Origin of the sequence: Colwellia sp. RE-S-Sl-9, assembly GCF_048296855.1 — a bacterium.
In the GTDB taxonomy this organism is placed as follows: Bacteria; Pseudomonadota; Gammaproteobacteria; order Enterobacterales; family Alteromonadaceae; genus Pseudocolwellia.
This window is the reverse complement of sequence record NZ_CP182631.1, coordinates 3,443,584-3,464,567: the sequence shown is the minus strand read 5'-3', so window position 1 is coordinate 3,464,567 and position 20,984 is coordinate 3,443,584. Positions and strand designations below refer to the sequence as shown.

The 20,984-nt window shown below is 35.5% G+C and carries 19 protein-coding genes; 7 read left to right on the top strand and 12 right to left on the bottom strand.

Annotation, left to right across the window (positions count from 1 at the left end; translation table 11 throughout):
* Positions 1–9: 9 nt before the first annotated feature.
* The 7 genes from ACM9HF_RS14945 to ACM9HF_RS14915 form a co-directional block, all read right to left on the bottom strand.
* The gene (locus tag ACM9HF_RS14945) at positions 10–1,632 is read right to left on the bottom strand and encodes a sulfatase family protein (RefSeq protein ID WP_473610483.1); all 1,623 of its coding nucleotides are present in this window, start codon (positions 1,630–1,632) and stop codon (positions 10–12) included.
* Positions 1,622–4,165: a glycoside hydrolase family 2 TIM barrel-domain containing protein gene (locus ACM9HF_RS14940; protein ID WP_473610481.1), complete on the bottom strand. Its 2,544-nt coding sequence runs from the start codon at positions 4,163–4,165 to the stop codon at positions 1,622–1,624. The genes ACM9HF_RS14945 and ACM9HF_RS14940 overlap by 11 nt, the downstream gene beginning before the upstream one ends.
* Positions 4,166–4,698: 533 nt before the next feature.
* On the bottom strand, positions 4,699–5,421 hold the full coding sequence (locus ACM9HF_RS14935) for an SIMPL domain-containing protein (RefSeq protein WP_473610478.1): 723 nt from the start codon (positions 5,419–5,421) through the stop codon (positions 4,699–4,701).
* Between the two features lie 126 nt (positions 5,422–5,547).
* Positions 5,548–6,285: an energy transducer TonB gene (locus ACM9HF_RS14930; RefSeq protein WP_473610474.1), complete on the bottom strand. Its 738-nt coding sequence runs from the start codon at positions 6,283–6,285 to the stop codon at positions 5,548–5,550.
* Positions 6,282–6,875: an RNA polymerase sigma factor gene (locus tag ACM9HF_RS14925; RefSeq protein WP_473610472.1), complete on the bottom strand. Its 594-nt coding sequence runs from the start codon at positions 6,873–6,875 to the stop codon at positions 6,282–6,284. The genes ACM9HF_RS14930 and ACM9HF_RS14925 overlap by 4 nt, the downstream gene beginning before the upstream one ends.
* Positions 6,876–6,899: 24 nt before the next feature.
* A complete protein-coding gene (locus ACM9HF_RS14920) occupies positions 6,900–7,508 on the bottom strand; it encodes a TonB family protein (protein ID WP_473610469.1) in 609 nt (202 codons plus the stop codon).
* Positions 7,509–8,015: 507 nt separating this feature from the next.
* A complete protein-coding gene (locus ACM9HF_RS14915) occupies positions 8,016–9,245 on the bottom strand; it encodes a glycoside hydrolase family 117 protein (RefSeq protein ID WP_473610465.1) in 1,230 nt (409 codons plus the stop codon).
* Positions 9,246–9,590: 345 nt separating this feature from the next.
* Between ACM9HF_RS14915 and ACM9HF_RS14910 the strand changes: the two genes are divergently transcribed.
* From ACM9HF_RS14910 to ACM9HF_RS14895, 4 genes are read left to right on the top strand one after another with little or no spacing between them, the layout of a single operon-like run.
* Positions 9,591–11,057 carry a methyl-accepting chemotaxis protein gene (locus ACM9HF_RS14910; protein ID WP_473610461.1) on the top strand — a complete coding sequence of 489 codons (1,467 nt, stop codon included), beginning with the start codon at positions 9,591–9,593 and terminating at the stop codon, positions 11,055–11,057.
* Positions 11,041–11,592 (top strand): DUF6436 domain-containing protein, encoded by a 552-nt coding sequence (locus ACM9HF_RS14905; RefSeq protein WP_473610458.1) that lies wholly within the window; start codon positions 11,041–11,043, stop codon positions 11,590–11,592. Before ACM9HF_RS14910 ends, ACM9HF_RS14905 begins: the two co-directional genes overlap by 17 nt.
* 26 nt (positions 11,593–11,618) lie before the next feature.
* The gene (locus ACM9HF_RS14900; protein WP_473610454.1) at positions 11,619–12,101 is read left to right on the top strand and encodes a copper chaperone PCu(A)C; all 483 of its coding nucleotides are present in this window, start codon (positions 11,619–11,621) and stop codon (positions 12,099–12,101) included.
* Positions 12,102–12,112: 11 nt separating this feature from the next.
* Positions 12,113–13,093, top strand: coding sequence for a WD40 repeat domain-containing protein (locus tag ACM9HF_RS14895; RefSeq protein WP_473610451.1), 981 nt, complete (start codon positions 12,113–12,115; stop codon positions 13,091–13,093).
* On the opposite strand, the gene ACM9HF_RS14890 is transcribed toward ACM9HF_RS14895, so the two are convergent.
* From ACM9HF_RS14890 to ACM9HF_RS14880, 3 genes are all read right to left on the bottom strand, one after another.
* Entirely contained in the window at positions 13,084–14,223 is a 1,140-nt protein-coding gene (locus ACM9HF_RS14890) for an SO_0444 family Cu/Zn efflux transporter (protein ID WP_473610447.1), read from the bottom strand. The genes ACM9HF_RS14895 and ACM9HF_RS14890 overlap by 10 nt on opposite strands.
* Positions 14,207–14,623 carry a Zn(2+)-responsive transcriptional regulator gene (zntR, locus tag ACM9HF_RS14885; protein WP_473610445.1) on the bottom strand — a complete coding sequence of 139 codons (417 nt, stop codon included), beginning with the start codon at positions 14,621–14,623 and terminating at the stop codon, positions 14,207–14,209. The genes ACM9HF_RS14890 and zntR overlap by 17 nt, the downstream gene beginning before the upstream one ends.
* A 153-nt stretch (positions 14,624–14,776) precedes the next feature.
* Positions 14,777–15,124, bottom strand: a complete 348-nt coding sequence (locus ACM9HF_RS14880) for a rhodanese-like domain-containing protein (RefSeq protein ID WP_473610442.1) — start codon at positions 15,122–15,124, stop codon at positions 14,777–14,779.
* A 193-nt stretch (positions 15,125–15,317) separates the two neighbouring features.
* Between ACM9HF_RS14880 and ACM9HF_RS14875 the strand changes: the two genes are divergently transcribed.
* The gene (locus ACM9HF_RS14875) at positions 15,318–15,821 is read left to right on the top strand and encodes a hypothetical protein (RefSeq protein WP_473610438.1); all 504 of its coding nucleotides are present in this window, start codon (positions 15,318–15,320) and stop codon (positions 15,819–15,821) included.
* A gap of 11 nt (positions 15,822–15,832) precedes the next feature.
* Here ACM9HF_RS14875 and ACM9HF_RS14870 read toward each other — a convergent pair whose 3' ends face one another.
* Positions 15,833–16,600: a spermidine synthase gene (locus ACM9HF_RS14870; protein ID WP_473610435.1), complete on the bottom strand. Its 768-nt coding sequence runs from the start codon at positions 16,598–16,600 to the stop codon at positions 15,833–15,835.
* Between the two features lie 381 nt (positions 16,601–16,981).
* Positions 16,982–17,143, bottom strand: a complete 162-nt coding sequence (locus ACM9HF_RS14865; RefSeq protein ID WP_076417636.1) for a YqaE/Pmp3 family membrane protein — start codon at positions 17,141–17,143, stop codon at positions 16,982–16,984.
* 217 nt (positions 17,144–17,360) lie between these two features.
* Between ACM9HF_RS14865 and ACM9HF_RS14860 the strand changes: the two genes are divergently transcribed.
* Both ACM9HF_RS14860 and ACM9HF_RS14855 read left to right on the top strand, forming a co-directional pair.
* Complete coding sequence (locus ACM9HF_RS14860; RefSeq protein WP_473610429.1) at positions 17,361–18,599, top strand: TMEM143 family protein; 1,239 nt, start codon at positions 17,361–17,363, stop codon at positions 18,597–18,599.
* Between the two features lie 186 nt (positions 18,600–18,785).
* Complete coding sequence (locus ACM9HF_RS14855) at positions 18,786–20,843, top strand: methyl-accepting chemotaxis protein (protein WP_473610425.1); 2,058 nt, start codon at positions 18,786–18,788, stop codon at positions 20,841–20,843.
* The last annotated feature ends 141 nt before the right edge of the window (positions 20,844–20,984 follow it).

Genomic DNA, 20,984 nt, shown 5'->3' with positions numbered 1-20,984 from the left:
AGGTAACAATTAAAATTTTACGTATTGCTTATACATTTGCGTTAAATCGACTTGATCTTCAAAACTGTTTTGTAATCTCAACAATTCTGAAAACAGGTCTTTAACTTTTGATAAGTACATATTGTTATTAGCAAGATCTTGCATTTCGTCAGGATCTGCCTTCAAGTCAAATAACTTAACTTTATTAGCATCAGGATAAACAATCAGTTTGAATCCGTCTTTTTTGATCATTCTTTGACTTTTTACGTATGCGCCATAAATAGCGTCGTAATGACTTTTTGTAGTTTGTCCTTTAGCTAAATCAATAATTGAATTGAAAAATACATAGTCTGGTTTTTCAACTCCTGCGAGTTCTAAACTCGTTGCCATTGCGTCTTGTAGGTAAATATTGGCATCAACTTTTTGTCCACCTTCAATACCTGGCCCCCAAATAATAAAAGGTGCTCTGATACTTTCGTCATACATATTTTGCTTACCAAATAAGCCATGTTCGCCTACCGCTAAACCATGGTCGGCGGTATAAATAATATAAGTATTATCCATTTTTCCACTGGCTTTAAGAGCCGCCATTATCTCGCCAACTTGTGTGTCTAAATGTGTAATTAGTGCGTAGTATTCTTTTAGGTGTGCACGAGTTGCATATTCCGTTCTAGGAAATGGCGCTAAAGCAGCATCACGTAAGCTTGGCCCATTACCTATTAGGTCTTTTTCTGGGTAATTGGCTTGCCAGCTTTTAGGTAGTGATAACTCTGCTGCTGTGTATTTGTCTTGATACGCTTGCGGAGCTTGCCTTGGATCATGAGGCGCATTAAAAGCTATATACATAAAGAATGGATCAGGTTTAGTGGCCGCTTGCTCAATAAAAGCTACTGCATCATCTTTTAGTACTTCGCTCCAGTGCTTACCACCTTGATAAAAACCACCTTGCGTTGTATCGGTAGGTGACCATGAGTTATCCTCAGGCCCTAATGGTCGGTTATATCCAACCGGCATAAATTCTTCTACAGATTTATATTGGGTTTTTCCAGCATAAAAATCTCTAAACAGTTGCACCATTTTATAATGGTCCCAGTGGTCTTTTGGCATGCCTGGTCTAACATGAGTGCTGGTATTAAAAACTTTGTCTGCCTTTGCTGCAACATGCCACTTGCCGGTCATGTAGGTATTATAACCTTGTGCTTCAAGCAGTTTTGCCCATGTTTTATCTATCCCTTTACCTTGGTTAAACTCTTTGTCCATTTTATGGGCTTGCCATACTGAACGACCTGAATTTAGCATGGTACGCGATGCTTGACATACCGCACCATTCCAAGCCCCCATATTATGAGCATTAGTAAAGTTAACGCCTTTTTGCGCGAGTTTATCTAAGTTAGGGGTTTGTATTTCGGTGTTACCATACGCACCTATTGTTTTAGGCGATTGATCGTCAGCAAATATAAACAAAATATTCGGTTTTGTTGATTTACTTGGCACTTTACTTAACTCTGACGTTTTTTCAGCATTAGCAGCGTTTGTATTACTTGGCTCTGAGCACCCCACCAACGTAAAAGCAGCAGTCAATATAATAGGAATAATTTTCACTGTACTCTCTCTTTTCAATATGTGTTTAGTTCCCACGAATTTATTTAGCATGAAGAACAACCTCGTTGCTTTCCAGTTGTTCTGAATATGCTGATATTTTAATAGCCCCTCGCTCGCCTTTTTTACTGCGAATAATTAACATAGCTTTACCATTAAAAGCTCTTCGATAATCTGCTTTAAAAGGTGCTATCGTTGCCGAATCGCCGTTACCTACTGCGGCTATTACGCCGGCACCTTCCACAAAAAAGCGTACAAGGTTGTCTGCTGTTGGTACTATGTTTCCGTTTTTATCTTTGATCAGTACGCTAACGTAAGATAAATCTTCGCCATCGGCAGTAATTTCAGTGCGATCAGGCACGAGTTCAACAATGGCTGGATTTGATGCTGTTTTGATAATTTTTTCCGCAACTTTTTTCCCTTTTGTATAAGCCACTACTTTTAATTCACCGGGTTGATATTTAACATCCCAACGTAAACGGTAAGGCGTTTTATAATTTTTACGTTCTTCTTTTTTCCAACGTAAAAAGTCGATAGGAATTTCAGCTTTATCAACTCCTTTGGTTTTTACACCCATTGATTTTCCGTTAACAAACAACTCAACTTGTTCGGCATTGGTGTAAGCAAATACAGGAATAGTTTCACCTATTTTATTTTCCCAATTCCAATGAGGTAATACATGCACCATCGGCTTTTTCGTCCATTGGCTTTGGTATAAAAAGAATCTATCTTTAGGAAAACCAACAAGATCTACTGCACCAAAAGAAGAGCTTCTTACTGGCCAATCGCCATTCCAGTAACCGTCTTCACTGTGATCACGCCCACCATATGGCGTTGGCTCACCTAAGTAATCAAATCCAGTCCAAATATATTCGCCCATAACAGCAGGTGTTTTAGCTAAATATTCAAATTCAATATCAGGAGGATATGCCCAAACCGGACCAATAATGTCGTAACTGGTCACATAACGTGATGGGTGTGTTTTGTATTTATCAATAGGAAAATGATACATGCCACGTGTGCTAGTAATTGATGAGGTTTCACTCGCAACGAGTGGCCATGTAGGGTGGTCTTTATGTCGTTTTTCATAGCTTAATGGTTTGTAATTTAAACCAACAATTTCAACAGCGTCTGCTAAACCATTATTAATCGCACCGGTAGGATTATTAAAACCTGCTGCAACTAATCGGCTTGGGTCTGTTTTTTTCGCAATATCTGTTAACTTTTTAGCAACCTTGCCACCATTTTTGTCTGATTGTTCAATAATTTCGTTACCGATACTCCACATAATAACAGATGGACTATTACGATTTTGAATAATCATGTCGCTTAAGTCACGCTCGTGCCACTCATCAAAATGATTTTGGTAGCCGTTAACCACGGTTTTCTTTTCTATTTTCCATACATCAAACGCTTCAACTTGTAATAAAATACCCATTTCATCCGCCAGTTGTACCAACTCTGGCGATGGTGGATTATGAGATGTGCGTACAGAGTTAGCCCCCATATCTTTCATTATTTGCAATTTACGCTCAATCGCGCGTTTATTAGCTATGGCGCCTAATGGTCCATTGTCGTGATGTAGGCAAACACCTTGTATTTGTACTCTACGACCATTTAACCAGAATCCGTCATCCGCCTTGTATTCAATATGACGAATACCTAGTGGTGTAAAATATTGATCCACCACTTTATTTTTACGCACTATTTGTGTTTCTATTTGATATAAATGTGGGTTTTCAATATCCCATAAGATAGGATTTTTAATAGTAAACTGATGATTAACCTGTTTTTGGCTATTTGCTGATAACTGATTAACTTCACTACTACTTGTTGCAACTATATTGCCTTTAGCATTACGAATAGTTTGTGTAATTTTTGCCGATGTAGATTCAGCAGATAAGTTATTAATGGTTGTGTCTAAATTAACGGTGGCTTGAGCTTTTGAAACCTTAGGTGTGGTAACACTTGTACCCCATTTGGCCACATGAATTGCATCGTTAATTTCAAGCCAAGTATTTCTATATAAGCCTGAGCCAGCATACCAACGAGCCGATAAATTTTTAGGCGACAAGCTAACTGAAATAACATTTTGTTTCTCCCCATAGTACAAATACGGAGTTAAATCGTACTCAAAAGCAATATATCCGTAGGGGCGTTCGCCCAATAAGTGTCCGTTAATATACACTTTTGAATGATCCATTGCGGCATCAAATGTTACCGATACATATTTACCTTGCGCACTTTTAGGTAAGGTAAATTTCTTACGATACCAACCGTCACCAAAAACAGGTAAACCGCCATTCCTTGCGTTATATTTTTTATCAAAAGGTCCTTCTATTGACCAATCGTGCGGTAAAGTAACGGCTTGCCAATGACTATCGTCGAATGCGGGAGATTGCGCCCCCGCTTGTGTACCTTTTGAAAACATCCAACCATAGTTAAAGCTTTCTTTAACACCAATTAATTCTCCAGCAGACAATGAAATAGAGAATAGAAAAGTTAAAAAATAAATAATAACAATACTATATGATTGAAATTTGCGTCTAATATGTTTGAATAAAGATGAAACTATTTGGCTATACATGTTATCTCTTTAATATAAAATACAGTTCAATGATTCATTGATTGTATGATATTTTATATATTAAATAAACACATCAAATATAAACACAAAGAAAATACTTAGTCATATAACAGCCTAACTTCCTATGCAATTTAAAGCGAAACGAATAAATGTTATTAACGCCAAAAAATACAAATAAATTACAACTTATTATTAAATTGCGCTTTATCACCGTTTCTTGATCTAAGTCTGTATCTAACATTTATTTACGGTTTGACGTAACAGTCAATCGCTCAATTTGACTGGTTTTATTGGTATCAGCAATAACTAGGTGAAACATAAGCCAATGTAGAGAAAGATAATGGAACAAGGATAAGAGACAGCGACAAGAGTTTAAATGATTGATTTATAAGTAAACAACACCAAGTTAACGAGAAATAAAAAGTTAACGCTATGTTATCTACTTATGATCTATTTGAAATGTGACAAAATGTCTCACTTTTTCATTCAATTAATGAAATAGATTTTTTAAATCTAAAAACGGTTTGAATGACCTAATCAATCAAATAAACAGCATAGATATGTTGAACCACATCAATCGAACCGGCCTCGAATGCGTCATCTACAACATTAGCTGGAGCCGATTTAAAGCTCGCCATTTCCATCATCCCCCTACTTGAATACGGTGCTTCGCCTTGAATAGGCTCTTTTGATGCGCGATATAATTGCCCTAAGTTTACTTCAAAACCTTTTGCTAGATCTTTTGCTGACTGTTTAGCATCAGCAATAGCCAGTAGCGAGGCTTTTTTATTAAGCGCTTCCATATTAGAAGCAATAAGTTGTACGCCATGCATTTCGGTAACACCGGCATTCACTAAGCTTTGTACTAGGTGTGAATAACGTTCTAAATCTTTAAGATATAGCTGAACTGAACGAGTGACTTTGTGGCCTATAAATACTTGTTTACGTGTTATGTTGTCGTATTGAGTTTCACGTTGAATATATAACTCAGACGCTGAAATGTCTTTTTTATCAAGGCGATAATCTTTCGCTATTTTGATCACTTTAGCTGATAAAGTGTCGGCTTCTTTTTTGGCTTTGATCAGGTCTTTATCACGCGTAGTAATTGCAAAGGATATTTTTGCCGTATCTGGCACTACGGTAATTTTCCCCGTACCTTGTACGTAAAAATGTGGCACATTGGGTAATGAAGCTGCCATAGTAAAAAAGCTCATACAACCTAAAAGCATGATGGTGTTTCGCAGTAAATATCGCATAGTGTTTCCTTTTTATTAATGCTTAAATATCTTATAAATTATGACTTATTTTATAACCTAGAATTCATTTAACAATTGTATCAATTTGTACATTTCATTCAGGCTTTGTTCATCTTTTTCCTTCAATTATTTTCGATTAAACTGAAACTCTACCTGTAATGCTTTACCTAAAGAAGATTTAGGAGCATAGCGCCATTGTGATAACGCTTCTTGAGCTGATCTTTCTAGATCTCGGTTCACGTTACTTTCTACCACAGCTATGTTTTCTACCGTGCCCTCATCAGACAAAGTATACGTAAGTTTAACTCTTCCTGACTGACGTGATGCACTATGTCGGCTTAAGTCAGGCATCACCTTAAATGTAGGGTGCACGCGATGAGGCTGTAATTTATTTGGCACTAAGGCTATTGCTTCAACATTAAGGCTGTTTATGCTTATTGCCTTGGCAGGTTTAGGTTTAACTTGAATGCCGGTATTAATTTCAAAGTTTCTTGTTGGCTGCTCGGCTAGCGTTTGTCGTACCTTTTTTTGCTCTTTCGGCGGCGTTAAATTAATAGGCTGATTGGCTTTATCAAATTTATCTATGTCAATAACTTCAACAAGTGTTATTGATTCGTTTGGTGGCTGTTGTGTATTTTCGGGAAGCTGTGCTAAATGATTAATTACAGCAAAAATTCCAAACGAAGCAACACCTCCTAACATTAATATCGAAACAACCTCTTTCATTCGATACCTTTTTTTAGGTGAATTGTCTGCCACAGCTCCTTCAAAAGTTATATCAGGTGCTTGAATGTTATTTTTTCGCTGTAAATAAAGAGCGTCGATATCTTTATCAAACTTATCGCTACCCTTTTCGGTACTCATGATGTGGTTCCTATTTTATTTTTTAAATGATTACGTGCATATCGTAATCGGCTTTTTATGGTTTCTTGCGACTCGCTCGTTAAGTCACTTATTTGTAATAACGAAAAACCTTCTTGTTGCAATATAAACGCTTCTCTTTGTAAAAAAGGAAGTGTTGCTAAGGCGTGATTAAATTGTGCTAATTTATCTTGATTTTCAAGTTGTTGCTCAGGGTTGTTTTCAGTGGCTATTTGGTCTTCAAATTCTATATGTTGCCATCGATTTTGTTTACGTAGTTCGTCAATTAAGGTGTTTCTCGCTATGGTAAACAACCAACTTTTAACGTGAGTTGGGGTAACCGAGCTTTGCGTTTTCATGACTTTAAGCCAAGTTATTTGTACGACATCTTCTGCAGTCGCTTTGTCTGACTGGCTTAATAAATAGTGATACAGAGCAAGATTAAACTCCGCTACTAATAAGCTTAAGTACTGTTTTTTACCCGTCGTAATATATTTCGCCATCACCTTTTCAGGGCTAGCGCTCATATCTACATTTGTTAGGCTGGTTTGTGTAGAATTAAACCAGCCTCTAATTTTTGAAGGTAAATTCAAATGATTCCCTAGCAAGTCAACAATCTAAATTTGTTGGTCCATATTAAAATCTAATTGCACCGTTTGATGTGTTTGATACACGGTTACTCCGTTCACTGATTTTGCTTTATATTTCCATCTTTTTAATGCTTGTTTGGCCGCTTTATCAAATGTACGCTTAGGATAAGAGTCAAGTATTGAAATATTAACCACTTCGCCTACTTTGTTAATATCGAATGCTAACTTAACCCAACCTTCAATACCATCTCGCGCTGCTGTTATCGGATATTTAGGACTAATACGTACAATAGGTCGAGCATCGTGATCGGGCTTTGTAAAAATATCTCCTGTTCCTAATGTTGTTGATGGTACTTTTACATTCACAAGTATTTCACCTATTCCATCTGTGGGTAAAGTTGGATCAATTTCAGTCATTACTTTAGGCATAGGCTCTGGTGCTTTGGGTGGTTCAGGTAATGCTGGCTTTCTTTCAATGACAGGTTTCTCAGGTTTGGTTTGGTATACGTCAACAATTACATCAGGTAATGGGTCAACAATATTAACCTCGTCGCTGTTAACTAAATACGCCATAAATACAAATAAACTAAAAGTAACAATACTCGCTAACGATATAACACTCAGTAATTTTTTCATTTTAAGTCCTCTATATACCCGTTATCATTCAAGATGCAGGTTTCAGTGGGAACTAAAAACAATTTAAGCAAGGCATTAAGTTTACGTCATGGTTATTCCCTGACTAAAGTTAATAACGAAGCATAAATTGTTTTTAGACCCATCGAAGAAGCGCTTGAGCAAAATCACTTCTGCGTTAATGCTTTTTATAAGGGAACGCCATTATTACAAAGCATTGCCTTGAATTGATATCGCTCAAGCACTCTGAAATACGCATCTTGAGTGGTAACGGGTATAAAACATGAAAGAGGTGTGATCACACAACAATTGATAGTAAACATGTTCCGTCATGTTCAGGTATATAACGTTTGGGATTCAGGAAAGGGGTTAAATAAATTTAACTTTTTTATAAGAAGTTTTATTTGAGAAAAAAAATAAGATAATAATGAGTGAAAAATCTCGTTATTACCTTATTAAAATATCGTTACTGGCAAGTGGTAAAGTACAAATTATTAGATAGTTTTAAACTTAATCAAGGGTCGACATTTTTTTACGCTTTTCAAAAGCAGAGCCTAATCCTTGAGAAAAATACACATCAGATTTAAGAAAGTACTCTGTATCTCTCATTGAGGGTTCATTTACCTCTTGGTGAAGATCGCAATCAAATCGAGCCAAAATACTGTGCCTATGTTGTCGACTACCTTGATGAGCAAAGTGTGAAAGTCCCCATAAAATTCCTTTGCCATTTTTGGTATCAGTAAAAGCATCTGGTATGTATGGGCCTGCGGCAACAGGCATTAATGACACTGAGCTTTTTACTTCAAAATTTACGCCGTCTGGTGCGTATTGAATCGTGTTATTCTCGTTACCGTGTCTAATACTTAAGGCTGCTATACCTTCTTTCCATGGAAACAGTGTAGTTTCGTGACCTGAATTTAATACAGGATTTAGTTCGTGCTTATTAAAAGGGCCTAATGGATTTTCGGCAATTGCTAAACCTTGCGCACGATATAATTGACTGTTTTGTCCGAAGTCAGATTTATAATATAAATAAATCTTTCCATTATGTACTAGCGGATAAGGGTCATGTATAGACTTTGAATCCCAAGCGCCTTCAGGTCCATTAGGAATAACAATTTTATGAGTAGGTGTCCAAGGCCCTGTAGGTGAATCTGCTACAGAAACCGTTACAGGGCAATCATCTCCTCGCTTACCTGACATTTCCATAAAAGCTTGATAGTAAAGGTAGTATTTGTTTTTCCACACTAAAATATCAGGTGTAGAAACAGAGCGCCAGCCCACATTAGGTTTATCAGGACGCTTAATAGCTACGCCTTGTTCTTTCCAAGTAAACCCATCTTTGCTCGTGGCATACCATACTTCGGCAAGATCCCAATCGCTAGACGGAATAACATCACTAGCGCCTTTAGCCCCTCGTGGCGGTATAGGAGTGTCACGCTTTGTATACCAAACATAATATTCACCATCTACTTTGATAATTTTACTGGGATCACGACGACTAATGGTTCCGTTACCTTGTTTGTAATCAAATCCTTTTAAACGTGTGTAACGAAATAAGCTATGGAGTTCATTTTCACGATACGACGGAGCTTCGTATTGGCTATAAGCTCTTTCCATTGCTTTGCTAAGGGGGATATCAGGTTTTTTATCAGGCATATCAAATGGAAAGGGAATCAGATCTTCAGCATGAGAAACTAAAGTACAACAAAACAGTAAGCACGTTAAAAAATTTAACATCCTATTCTTATTAATTAAATGATAATACATAACCCATCTCATATTTATTTCAATCACACACCACTTAACCATAAAATTATTAATTTATATATAAATAACACTTGAGATTACAAAATATTACAATACAAAAATAAGGTTTAATTTAGAAAAAAGCTATACTACGGGGGCATTGCTCGTACTAACAACAACATTTTACTTATAAGTCTCTTATGTCTTCACAATTAAAAACTTTACTTATATTTATTAAAGTTTAACTAAAAAAAGCCGACTCTACTGTCATCATAAAATTAATCGTTTAACAATATTTTCTATGCGCTTTACTTCTCTTATTAGGATCACTATAAAATGTCAAAAGTAACTCAATTATTCACTTACCTCTTAATCGTTTTATTTATTGAGTCACTAGCACTTGCTTCTATTAACGAGACATTCGCTGAAGCCTTTGTTATTGGTCTCCCTAGCCTATTAATACCAATATGGATGTTTAAAAAACTCCCAAATTCATCTTTAACTCAACATACCGCAGCATTAGCAACCATGATATTTGCTTGCTTACATATACATCAATTAAGTGGCCTAATAGAAATTCACTTTGAAATATTTATACTTATGGCCTTTCTCATTGTATTTAGTAATTGGACCGTATTTATTTCTGCAGTGGGTTTGGTGGCTGTGCACCACCTATCTTTCTATTTTTTACAAACAGAAAATTACGGCGTTTATATATTTGATCAAGATAGGCTTATGTTCAGTACGGTATTAATTCATGCCGTTTATGCAGTCATTGAAGCGTTTATTGCAGGCTATGTTGCAAAATTAATGTACGACGAAAGTTATGTGGGTAAACAATTATCATACGTTTCTGAAATAATAACTCATAACCCTGAATCGATTGACGTACATGTTCGCGCAGAAGCAAAATCAAATGCGATTTTAGCTAACTTTAACAAACTACTCTCACTTTTTAGTTCTATGGTCATCCAAGTCAAAAACATATCAAATGATCTCGAAAAAAATGCTTATGCTTTAAATGATGCTAAAAATGAATTACATCATTCAATAAAACAACGCCAAGTCGAAACTGAAATTATTGCAACTTCCGCTGAAGAAATGTCAATAACAGTGGCATCAATTGCACAAGACGCCTCTCAACTGAGTCAACAGATGCAAGAAGCAAACACTCTTACACTAGATGCGAATAAACAAATCTGTGAAGTAAATATTAATAATTCAGAGCTAACATCTTCATTACAAAAAACGAACGAGGAAATTAGTGAATTAGTCAATTCTAGTGCTGATATAGCTACTGTGTTATCTGAAATAACTAGCATTGCAGAACAAACCAATTTATTAGCATTAAACGCAGCCATTGAAGCAGCTAGGGCTGGTGAGCAAGGGCGAGGGTTTGCTGTTGTTGCTGATGAAGTGCGAGCTTTAGCCAATAGAACTAAAGAAAGTACAGATAAAATAGCTGATACTGTTAATAAACTATCATCTTATTCAAAACGCTCTACAGACTCTATGGATATGAGTATTAGTGCAATTAATATTATTATTGCGCGAACTCAAGAAGTAAGTGAAATAATTAATCAAGCATCTAGCCTCGTCTCTGACTCTAGTAATATTGCAATTAATTTAGCCGCATCGGTAGAAGAACAATCAGCCACTACAAATAGTATTGCTCAAAGTACAGAAAACTTAAATGCAATGGGCCATCAAGATTCGGAAAAGGTAATAGTATTAGCTAACGAGGCGGAAAAAATTAATGACTCAGCAGCAGCAATGGGTGTGAGTGTTGCCAACTTTAAATAACTCAATAACACATAATGCTAAAGCCACTAAGTATCATTATGGTGTTATTTGTATTTGGTTAATATTTACCATTTTTACTGCAAGCTATTTCATTCGCGATCGCCTAACGCTATTTGATCCTCAAGAGAAACTCGCTAATTTAACTCAACGCATGTTAGTTAAAAATATTTTGGAGGAACTAAATTTACCAAAATATTTACCAAATACCCTCATCAATATTATTGATGAGGGTTGTCGTTGTAATCGTATTAGCAGAGAGCATTTAGCTGATGTAAAACGCAATGCAATTAACAATAATATGACCGTAATCAATATAACTTTGCCGACTCGCTTTAACGGTATTATCCCTTCAACGCCTTCCGTATTAGCATTAGATCATAACAGCGAACTTATTTATTTTGGCCCCTACTCTGAAGGTTTAGCTTGTGGGAAAGGTGAGGGTATAATTGATTTAGTATTATCAAATTATAAAAAAGGTTTTAATGCTCAACTGATAATGGCAAACTCTGAAGGCTGTTATTGCAACACACTATAAAATTTATTCAGTCATAAGGTATTCAAATGTTTGGTACATACAAACGCAAGACTAAACCGCTTTTATTTCACATAAGTACAATTGTATTGTTTTTTTTACTGACCATTATTAGTTCATATTCACACGCCGAAAATAACCCCAACAATGATCATATTACGTTTACCAAACCTTGGATAAGACTACTTCCTCCTACCGTAATGAGCACCGCTGGGTATGTTGAAATTAACAATTCAAGCACGGTAGCAGATAAGCTATTAAGTGTATGGAGCCCGACTATAAATGGTGTATCTGTGCATCAAACTAAAGAGGTGGACGGCCTTTTAAAAATGCTAGAAGCCGACAATACAACGATTCCACCCAATGGAAAATTGATACTACAACCTGGTGGCTATCATTTAATGTTAATGGGTATCAAAAAGCCTTTAGTCGAAAATGAAACGGTTACAATTCATTTTGAATTTGAAAGAGCAGGTATTGTACATGTTAATTTTCCGGTGCTTAAAAAATAGAATACAGCGGCATGAAACAACCAAGTGTTTATTTATTCTTATTACTACTAGCAAGCTGTGGTGCCTCTGATACTTACACTTCGGAGGCATTATCATCAACGCCTCAAACTGATACATTAGTTGAAACGTCTGATATTTCTTATGATGGTAAATACACACTTATTGCCGACGATAAGCACGTATGTTTATGGAATAACCTTACTCGAAAACTGCAATTAAATTGCTTAGTCGGCAAAGCAAAAGACTACATAGAAATAGTAAAAATTGCTAAAAGCAATCAATACTTTATTACCTCTAATCGCGTGTCTGTTCGTTTGTATTCATTACGAACTGGTGTATTAGTGGGTGAATGGTCACTGCAAGATCACATCATTAACGACATAGCCTTATCTAAAAATTCTGATGTTATTTTATTAGGCTTTAGAAGCGGAAAAGTGAGCGTAATTAATCCATTTACTAAAGCAATGGCAACTTATCAAAAACATAAACTTGATATTAATTCGGTGAGTATTTCTGACGATGGCATGGTGGCTTTTACTGGAGCAAGCGACAAAACGGCTAAATTTTGGAGTACATTAACAGGCGAAACTATTCATACTTTTAATCATATGTCGCGTGTTAATCATGTTGCAATCAGTGCAGATAACAGCGTAGGTTTTTCAATTGATGGGATTAAAGACAAAAATATATGGAATTTAAAAACGGGTGAACTTATCTCTGAGCTAGATTCAATCGAACGCTTTAAGGTAATTTACGACGCTGAAATTTCCGCAGACAAAACCTTATTACTTACTGCCTCACCTAAACAAACCCTTCAACTTTGGCGTATAGCTGACGGAAAACTAATCGCACAATGGCAAACAACTCACCTTAAAAAACGCGCTTCAGTTTTAAGTGTCGCCTTTAAAGAAAATACCGTGCTAAGTAGTACTAGCGACGGCATTTTAGAAGAGTGGAAACTGCCACCTTTAGCCGTTATTAATCAACCATGAACATGGGCGGCTTTAGCTTTAAAACCACTGATATAAACAAACACTAAACGTAATAAGAGTACGGCTAATATTATAGACGTTAAGTAAGTTAACCACAGTGGTAATACTTCATGATGTTCACCCAACATAGGAGCCACTTGAATATGGTAATGCTCAACTAAATAATCGGTTAATAAACCAAACAGTACCGCAACACCAACAACGCCAACTAAATAAGCCACAACAGCTCTTCTACCGAGTTCATTTGCCACTATGCCTAAGGTAGCAATATTTGTTGCCGGCCCTGCTAGCATAAATACTAATACAGCTCCGGGCGATACTCCCGACAACAGTAACCCTGCAGCAATAGGTGTAGAGGCAGTAGCGCAAATATACATAGGAATACTCACTAAAATAACTACTACCATAGCTAATATGCCACTACCCCACTGTAGAAAGAAATCAGCAGGTATATAAGTTTGTACCAAGGCCGCAAAAAATAACCCAACCATCAACCATTTTGCCGTATCGGCTAATAAAGTCGTACTGCTGTAAACAACCGCTTGGCTAAACTTGTTCCAATGACTTTTACCTGTGTGATAAGGTATGTCTGATTTAGCACAACACGATTTTTTCACAGGTTCAGGTATTTCTTTGCTACAGCAAGATTGTGCTACAGGTTCTGGCTTTGAACTACTACAACAAGAAGTGCTTTCAGTTGTCCCGCTACTATCTTTATGCTCAGCAGGTATTATTTTTTCACTACCGACCAAGACACCCGCAACAATAGCACTACATATGGCAGCAATAGGACGAATAATCGCCATAAACGGGCCCAGTAACACATAAGATACGGATATAGAATCAACGCCCGTTTCAGGAGTAGAAACTAAAAAAGCCGTAGTCGCACTTTTTGACGCTCCGGCTCGTCTTAATCCCAATGCCGCAGGTATAACGCCACAAGAACACAATGGCATTGGTGCACCTATTAAAGCGGCTTTAACGGTTGTTAAAAAGCCTTCTTCACCTAAATGTTTAAGTAAAAAATCTTTAGGTAAATACACATTAATTAAACCGGCAATAAATAAACCTAATAGCAACCAAGGCGCTGATATTAAAAATAATTGACCAAAATTAGTGAGTAATTCCATTATCATCCTCCAAGGTAGAAAGTATTGAGCAATGTGCTGCACTTTCGTTACCGCCGCAACAAGCTTCAACCAATTTTTTCAATGAAGATTGAATAGCAACCAGCTCACTTATTTTATCTTCAACCTGTTGTAGTTTGTGTTCAGTAAACGACTTAACCTCATGGCAACTATGGCTACTTTTATCTACCTGAATAGACAAAAGATCTTGAATATCATTTAACGTAAAGCCACATTTTTTCGCGCTAATAATAAATTGTAAACTACGTAAGTTACCGTCGTTATATAAACGATAGCCCGTATCAGATCGAGAACACGGTGAAAGCAGCCCATGCTTTTCATAATATCTTAATGTATCTGTTGTTACAGACAGTTTTTTTGCTAACTCACCTATTTGATACATAATTACTCGCCTATGTCTCAGCCCAAAATTCAATATAAACTCAGGGCACTATTTGTTGATAATACACCTACTGTACACCTTAGTCTTTACTCCAAGGTCAAATGTTTTTTTTACTCACAACAAAATTTACAACATAGAGAATAAGAAGAGGTATTAAATACAGGCTTTTTGAATATCAGTAATGGTACAAGAAATCGCTTTTACATTTTCATAGCCTAAGCGCTGTAACTGTTCAGCGGCAAATAAAGCTCTAACACCTGAAGCACAATGAATATAGATAGGTTGAGTTGCATCAGGATAAAGCTGCAATATTTTCATTTCTAATACCCCTCTTGGAATATTTACAGCACCTGGCACAACACTTTCTATTATTTCAGCTGGTTCTCGCACATCAATAACAATGCCATTATTGGTTTTGCTTTCATTAAAAGCAGCACTGGCTGTTATTGTGGTAACACTTTCTTTTATGGTATCAACTAATAAAGGGATTGATTTTAACATGATCTACTCTTTCAATTTTATGGGGTTGAACTCATTATATTAGAAAAAACTAATATAACAAGTCACAATAAATTTATGTGCTTTTAACATATGATATCCATTCTATTATTGAGATAAGTAGATGAAATAAAAATTTCCGTTATAATCAATTAAATATACACCTACCATTCAAGATAAATGTACTTATAACTTTATGCTTCCATCCCTTGTTGAAAAATTAATAGAAAGTTGTACCCGAGAAGATCACATTGACATTAAAGCCTTTTGTGAAGCTTTAGGTGTAAATATTGCCATTCGCCCAAAGTTAAAAAACTTATGTGAAATACATTTAGAAGGAGAGGAAGATAAACCCGTTATTTCTTTAAATCCTACTCTAGATAAAAAAACCAAATTTACCTTTGTTGCAATCGCATTAGCTGAATACATATTAACACCCGACAGAGTGGCTCGAACCGGTATTTACTACGATATGTTCTTTTTAGAAGATATTTACCATCAACGCCATGGCTATAGAATGTTGCTTGCTACTCGTATTGCTGTACCTAAACATTTAATCAACCTAATTAGTTCAACCAGTCCAGAAGCAGAAAAATTAATCGCTCAAGCGAATTACTTACCTAAATTTTTAAGGTGTTGTGTAAGTAATAGCTCAGCGTTGTTTTTACTGGCAAATTTTAGTGATCTGCCACAAAGTTAATACGGCGAAAGTTAAGCTTTATAAGGTATATAACGAATTCTAGGAATGATCTGTTTTAACTCACTTAAATTAATTTTATTAAATTGAACGAAGCGCTTTAATAGCTCCTCTCGAGGAGGGATTATATTTAAACTACATACAACAACAACGTTCTTATACCCATCAAAATCAATCAAAGCAATGTAAGGGAAATGTTTTTTAATTTCGTGTAAGGCAAGCAATAACTGCTCATCGGTTTCTACATACATGTTTAATAGCACCACACTTTTATCTAACGTTATCGTTTTTAAGCGCTGATAAAACGCTTCGTTAAACAAAAAGCTCGGGCTTTTTTCTTCAACAAACATGTCACACAAAACAACATCATATTTAGCTTGTGTATTAGCAATAAACTGTTCTGCACTTTGGCATTGTGCGTGTACTTTTTGCGGTAGTTTAAAATACTTTTTTGCAATATCAAGAACAGGTTTCGATACTTCAATAGATGTTAGTAACACACTAGGAATCGTTGCCAATGTACGCTCAAACGCCGCTCCACCTAGGCCTAAGTTAAGTACTTTTAATGGGGCTTTTTTCCATAAAAGAAACAGCAACATAGATTGAGGAATAGGTAAAACAAGTTCTTCAGGGTTTTGCAAATTCATTAACGATTGCACCGCTTGCCCGCCATATTCAAACCAACGGTATTCTGCGGTTTCTTTAACCGTTAGCATATGCCCATCAACATTTTGCTGATGTACTGTGGTATTTTTTTTCGCGAGTAGCTTATTTAAATCCATAGTGCTTTATAATATTGAAATATGTAAGTTGATATTGTCGCTATATTATCAACTATTATTCATGTATTTACTTACCCTTTCAAAAAATTAATTAACCTGAGTTCGGTTTAAGATATTGTTAACACCTTGAAAAGTACTCACTAAAAACTCGGTTCGCTTCTAGCTTTACTTAATTCAAGGCAAATTTACGCGTCAATAGCTGGCCTATTGCAAGTGAATTTAACGCAGAAGTTAGTAAAAGTAGCTGCTAGAAGAACATTTATTAAGCCGAACTCAGGTTAATTATTATTAAGAGACGGTTAAAAACAAAAAAGCACATACATATTGCTAAATTAATAACAACTATACGTGTTTCTTTTAAGTCAGTATAAACAGAGTTATCTACTTTCGTGTAACTAACCACAAAGCATGCAATATCCCCGGTATATAGAAAAATATACATAGTAAAATATTAATCAATAAATGCTTACCTGCACCGTTATTTAAAAAAACAGCTAAAGGTGGAAGTAAGATTGAAAGTATAATTAGCACTAATTTATTCATGGTTTTATTATCCTATTAGTAATAAAGAAGATTCAGTAAACAACTTGCCTGCAAATCCGTCAAATGTAAATAAAATGTTAAAATAAAAAATACTTTAATAATATCTAAACAAATAAAAACATTTTAAGTCCGATGATATTTCCCCTTTATCACGAAAAAACACGTTTAAAAATAGAAGTAAACTCCGTACTATGGAAAAAAACACGACTTAAACCTTATGACTGCAGAACGATTTATTCCTTTTACTAAGCAAGATGTTATTACTTTATGTACGCGTGAAATCACTGAAAGTACTTCTTACGATGTTGATTCATTCACACAGGTATGCCAAATATTATCGAGCTTGTTACATTTTCAATACCACGACTTGCTTGAAAACCTTAAACGTTCATATACGCCATTCGATCCCAATGCAGATACGCGCCAGCTTATTACCTTATCTGATAGTCAAATTGCTGAGCATCAACAGAGTTTTGCCAACAACTTTGAAAAAGTATTAAACGCCGCGAATTTTGAAAAAATAACAGAAGCCGATATTCAAGCAGCGCTAAATGAAGAGTCGTTATTTAAAGTAAGGCTTGAGGTTGCTTTCGACGACTTTGACGAAATTGTGTTTTATCGCCGTGGCGAATCTCAAAAAACTGAAGTGCTACGCCAATTTTGTGGGCTAAAGAAAAAGTCACTCACTTTCACCAATTACGACCGAGTTGCTGTTTATATAAAATTTAAAGACAAAGAACACTTTATCAATAAACAATTACCCGTAGGTTTTGAAGCGGGTGCAACTGTGATCAAGTTATTTCAAAATGTACCTAAAGCTGATTTAGAAATGCTATTTCCTAATAGTGAAATACGTATGCGTCCTATCGATAAAGTTATTATTGGCGCTTCAGCTATTGTTGGCGGTGCTGTGGTATTAATTACTAAATTAGGTGCGTCACTCATTTTACTGGCAACACTTTTCGCTTTTTGGATAGGCATGAGTGACCAGTCGGTAGAAATTAACCAAAAACAACTTATCGCGCTAGCTTTAGGTGTAGGCGTATTTGGTAGTTTTATCTTTAAAGAATGGAGTAAGTTTAAGAATCGAAAAATTAAATTTATGAAGGCCCTTGCTGATAACTTATATTACAAAAATTTAGATAATAACGCTGGTGTATTTCATACCTTAGTGAACGAAGCCGAAGAAGAAGACTTTAAAGAAGCCCTTATCGCTTACACCTTTTTATTAAAGCATCCAAATGGACTAACAGAACAAGCGTTAGATCACGAAATAGAAGCTTGGTTTAAAAATAAATATCAATGTACTTTAGATTTTGAAGTGGATGATGCTTTAAGTAAATTAGAAAAATTAGGTTTAGTGTTATCACAAGAAAACGTTTATCAAGCTATTGATGTAAACTCGTCAAAAATTGTATTAGATCAACATTGGGATAAAATTTTTCAGTTTAATTAATATTTTTCAGCAACTATAAAGCCTGTAATTTAGCGGATTAAAATGAGATGAATAACATAAAATTTCGTTAAATTGAACTCGTGTAAAAGAGTTTACTTAAATTAATTGTATTAAGTATTAACATCTTGCACTATAGTTAACAATAAACATTATAACAATTCATTATATCGACGGGGTAAATTTATTATGTTATTTCTTAATCGGATTAAAATAAGAACTCGTATTATTATTCTAGTTTTGATCCCACTCCTTGTCACTTTTTTATTATCCGCTGAACGCCTAAACAATGCTCATACAGAGCAAGAAAATTTAGAAAAACTCAATATCGTTCTTGATTACAGTAATGTTGCCTCTCCTTATATATCAAGTATGCTCAATGAATCATTTTACTCAAGACTTTATATAGACAGCACTCCAGACACAGAAAGCCAATACCGTAAAAAAATGGAAGACGCTCAAAAAGAGTCCATTAAAAAAGAGAAAGAATTTATAGATTTTATTACTAAAAATGAAGGAGCGTTAAAAAAGTTTACCATATTAAATAGTTATATAGACTTTCTTCGTAATATGATTAAGAAATTTGAATATGTACGTAAAGGCGTATTAAATAAAAAGCATATTTCAACACAGTACGCAAAACAATACGGTCACGATATACATATTATGTATGAAATGAGCGTATTAATTAGAAAGCTCGTTATTACATTAAGTGAAATCGTCGTTTTATCTGGACAAAACCCAGAGTTAGGAAAAATGGCCAATGCCTACTACAACCTAGTAGCTGCCAACACAGAAAATACTTTTCACTATAGTTTTATTTATACCGCCATGTATAACAGTTTAGATGTCTACATCTTTGGCGAAATATATAGCGGCGCAACAAGAACAGATATTCACCGAAACTTATTTTTTAGTTATGCAAGTAAGGAAGCCAGAGCCGCATACGACAATATGAGAGCAAAAGACTTCTTTATTAAAGCTGATAAAGTAGCACTACAAGCCCGCAGTAATATATATAACACAGTCAACAAACCACTGGTTATTAGCGACGATATTGATTGGGGAGACACAACGGCAAAAGTATTTAAAACCTACCAAGAAACCATAGCGATTGTATTAAAGCAATTGATTGATACTAAAAACCAGTTAGCTGACGAAGCTCAAAACAAAGTTTATCAAACTATGGCAATCATGTTGATATTACTTATTATGATTATCATTGTGTCTTATTTAATTGGTCGTAGCATAACTAGCCCACTTAAAAGTATTGTGCAAGCATTTAGCCAATTAGCTCAAAATAAAGACATGACAATAAAACTTGATGAAAAAGGAAAAGATGAACTTACCGAATTAAGTATCGCCTTTAATAGTTTATTAAGTAGCTTCAACACAACCTTAAGTCATGTAAAACAAGAAGCAAAAATAATTAATGGCACTACCAATGATGTCACAACTTCAATGAACGAATCGCTTGCTTTATCAAACAATCAACTACAAGCAACCGATAATATTTCAGTGGCCATTAACCAAATGACAACAACAATAGAAGCCGTTGAGAACATGGCTCATCATACATCAGAAGCGGTTCAAAAGGCTTACAACATATCAGTTACAAGCTCAGATAATGCAGTATTAAGCCGAGATATGATGGAGAAGCTTACGCTTGAATTAGGAAGCACAGGCCAAGTTGTTAATTCACTTAATGAAGAAAGTAATCTTATTGGTAATGTCTTAAATGTTATTCAAGGTATTGCAGAACAAACCAACCTGCTCGCCTTAAACGCAGCTATTGAAGCTGCACGTGCTGGTGAAATGGGCAGAGGATTTGCTGTAGTTGCCGATGAAGTAAGAAGTTTAGCTGGACGTACACAAGAGTCTACCGAACAAATTCGCCATCAAATTGAAGCCTTACAAAAAGGCGCTGAAGCAGCCACCATGAATATGGAAGGCTTACAAATTGAGGGGAATAAAGCTGTAAATATTGTAATTGAAGGGGCTGAAGCCGTTAACACAATGAAAGCCGAACTCGATAACATAATGCAAATGGCAGCAAAAATCACATCAGCCTCTAAAGAACAAACTAGCGTTTCAAATGAAATAAATGAGCGTATACATGCCATTAGAGACGATGCAGATAAAATAACTCATAAAACAAACGACACTGTCTCAGCAGCACATGACTTGAAAGATACAGAAGTCCGATTAAATCAATATATTAGTGAATTTACTATCAAAGAAACATAACAGAACCTTAACAGCACCTTATTATCTTACTACCTTAAAATACGAGTTTTGCATTTTAAGGTAGTATTAGAACAGCGAGATACACGCCACAATAACTCCATTACAATTGATTACATTCATTATCAATTAACAACAGAATAT

Excerpts from the sequence above, each read along its gene's own strand:
- ACM9HF_RS14855 (WP_473610425.1), top strand. The coding sequence starts at position 18,786 with ATGTTATTTCTTAATCGGATTAAAATAAGAACTCGTATTATTATTCTA.
- ACM9HF_RS14900 (WP_473610454.1), top strand. The coding sequence starts at position 11,619 with ATGTTTGGTACATACAAACGCAAGACTAAACCGCTTTTATTTCACATA.
- ACM9HF_RS14940 (WP_473610481.1), bottom strand. The coding sequence starts at position 4,165 with ATGTATAGCCAAATAGTTTCATCTTTATTCAAACATATTAGACGCAAA.
- ACM9HF_RS14915 (WP_473610465.1), bottom strand. The coding sequence starts at position 9,245 with ATGTTAAATTTTTTAACGTGCTTACTGTTTTGTTGTACTTTAGTTTCT.
- ACM9HF_RS14860 (WP_473610429.1), top strand. The coding sequence starts at position 17,361 with ATGACTGCAGAACGATTTATTCCTTTTACTAAGCAAGATGTTATTACT.
- ACM9HF_RS14875 (WP_473610438.1), top strand. The coding sequence starts at position 15,318 with ATGCTTCCATCCCTTGTTGAAAAATTAATAGAAAGTTGTACCCGAGAA.
- ACM9HF_RS14945 (WP_473610483.1), bottom strand. The coding sequence starts at position 1,632 with ATGCTAAATAAATTCGTGGGAACTAAACACATATTGAAAAGAGAGAGT.
- zntR (WP_473610445.1), bottom strand. The coding sequence starts at position 14,623 with ATGTATCAAATAGGTGAGTTAGCAAAAAAACTGTCTGTAACAACAGAT.
- ACM9HF_RS14935 (WP_473610478.1), bottom strand. The coding sequence starts at position 5,421 with ATGCGATATTTACTGCGAAACACCATCATGCTTTTAGGTTGTATGAGC.
- ACM9HF_RS14870 (WP_473610435.1), bottom strand. The coding sequence starts at position 16,600 with ATGGATTTAAATAAGCTACTCGCGAAAAAAAATACCACAGTACATCAG.
- ACM9HF_RS14910 (WP_473610461.1), top strand. The coding sequence starts at position 9,591 with ATGTCAAAAGTAACTCAATTATTCACTTACCTCTTAATCGTTTTATTT.
- ACM9HF_RS14920 (WP_473610469.1), bottom strand. The coding sequence starts at position 7,508 with ATGAAAAAATTACTGAGTGTTATATCGTTAGCGAGTATTGTTACTTTT.
- ACM9HF_RS14880 (WP_473610442.1), bottom strand. The coding sequence starts at position 15,124 with ATGTTAAAATCAATCCCTTTATTAGTTGATACCATAAAAGAAAGTGTT.
- ACM9HF_RS14930 (WP_473610474.1), bottom strand. The coding sequence starts at position 6,285 with ATGAGTACCGAAAAGGGTAGCGATAAGTTTGATAAAGATATCGACGCT.
- ACM9HF_RS14865 (WP_076417636.1), bottom strand. The coding sequence starts at position 17,143 with ATGAATAAATTAGTGCTAATTATACTTTCAATCTTACTTCCACCTTTA.
- ACM9HF_RS14895 (WP_473610451.1), top strand. The coding sequence starts at position 12,113 with ATGAAACAACCAAGTGTTTATTTATTCTTATTACTACTAGCAAGCTGT.
- ACM9HF_RS14890 (WP_473610447.1), bottom strand. The coding sequence starts at position 14,223 with ATGGAATTACTCACTAATTTTGGTCAATTATTTTTAATATCAGCGCCT.